Origin of the sequence: Microbacterium sp. B24 (assembly GCF_000333415.1) — a bacterium.
Taxonomy (GTDB): Bacteria; Actinomycetota; Actinomycetes; order Actinomycetales; family Microbacteriaceae; genus Microbacterium.
The window spans coordinates 1-1602 of sequence record NZ_BADB01000211.1 but is presented as its reverse complement, the minus strand read 5'-3'; the positions used below and the strand labels follow the sequence as shown (position 1 = coordinate 1602).

Genomic DNA, 1602 nt, shown 5'->3' with positions numbered 1-1602 from the left:
TGCAGATCCCGGGGCATGACGACGTCGATCTGCTCGAGATGCAGGTAGATTTCCGGCCCTTCCTCGCAGTAGGCGAACACGGCGTCGGCGTCGGCCTCGAGCAGTTCGTGCAGCGCGGGTACGAGCCGTCGGCGCCCGGCATCGACCCGCGCCACGAGCGGGGTGCGGCCGTTGACGGCGCTCCAAGCGAGGTAGGCGCTTTCGCCGAGCTGATCTCGCGGCACCTCGCTCTCGTCGACGAGGAAGCCGATGCGCTGTGCGCCGGTCTCTGCCAGATGAGCGAGACCCGCGCGAACGGCCGCCGCGTAGCCGGTGCGGATCGTGAGGACCCCGCCCGGGACGGTGAGATCATTCGCCGCGACGGGAATGCCGGCGGCGACCGCATCGCGCAGGATCGTGCGGTCATCGGCGGGATCGGGAAAGTACAGGGCGTCGATCTGCGCCCCCGTCAGCAGGTCGGGACGGCTGTCGGGCAGCACCGTCACGGTGAATCCGCGTGTCGCGCCGGCCTCCACGAGCGCGTCGAGCTGACGCGCGCGCTGCAGTGCGCGCCGACCGTCCTGCAGCGAGTTGGCCGCCATCACGAAGCCGATCGACATCGTGCGGCCGCTGCGCAGCGCGCTCGCGTGCTTGTTGGGCGCGTAGCCCAGTTCCGCCGCCACCGCTTTGATGCGCTCGCGCGTCTCCGCGCTCAGGTTGCCGCGACCGTTGAGGGCTTGGCTGATCGCCGCCGTCGACACCCCCGCCCGCGCGGCGACGTCGCGGAGCGTGACGCGCGTCATCCGCGGTCGCCGTCCTCGTCGCCGTCCCCGGAGTCGTCGCCCGTGGACACGGCCGCGGGTGCGGCGGCCGCGGCGGGCGGAAAGACGGTGTCCACCGCACTCGTCCACTGTGAACCCGAACCTGCGGCGGCGAGGGAATGTCCCTGCGAGATCAGGCCGTGCAGCAGCGCGCCGGAGAAGTGGCGCAGGGCGGCCTCCGTCTCGGCTCCCGCGCCGCGGGAGCGCGCGCGTTCGATCTCGCGGTCGAGCACGGCGTGCACATGCTCGCGCATCTGGACGACGGCGGGGGCCACCTCGTGCACGCGGCGCGCCATCGCATGACGCTGCGCGGCGGTCTGCACGATGAGGCGGGCCTCGCCGATGGTCGCGAACTCGTCGATCGGCGCGTGGACGCGGATGGTGTCGAGGTCGAGCAGTTCGATGTCGGGGAGCGAGCGCAGCCCCGGATCCACGTTGCGCGGCATCCCGAGGTCGATGATCAGCTGCGGCGTCGACACCGCAGCACGGGCCGCACCGTGGCTCTCGAGATCGAGGGCGAAGGTATCGGTGGTCGTCGTACAGGTGACGATCACGTCGGCGTGGGCCGCCTCGGCGGCGAATGCATCGGCCGTCACCGTCGTCAGGTGCTCGCGCTTCGCGAAGCGATCGCGTCCCGATCGCGAGTGCACGCGGATGTCGACGGCGCCGACGTCGCGCAGGGCCGCGAGGGATGCCGCGGCGTAGCGCCCCGTGCCGACGAGGAGTACGCGCGCCTGCTCCCACGAGGCGACGCGCGAGCCGGCGAGCTCGACCGCCAGACGAACGAGGGGAGCGCCCCGAC

Annotated in this window: 1 protein-coding gene and 1 pseudogene; both read right to left on the bottom strand. The window is 72.2% G+C overall.

Annotated elements, in window-relative coordinates; all coding sequences use genetic code 11:
• The coding region (locus tag I5I_RS05515) for a LacI family DNA-binding transcriptional regulator (RefSeq protein WP_036317451.1) at nt 1-782 on the bottom strand (782 nt) is incomplete at its 3' end.
• Nucleotides 779-1602 (bottom strand): annotated as a pseudogene (locus I5I_RS05510) (glutamyl-tRNA reductase); the annotation flags it as partial. The gene I5I_RS05515 and the pseudogene I5I_RS05510, both read right to left, overlap by 4 nt.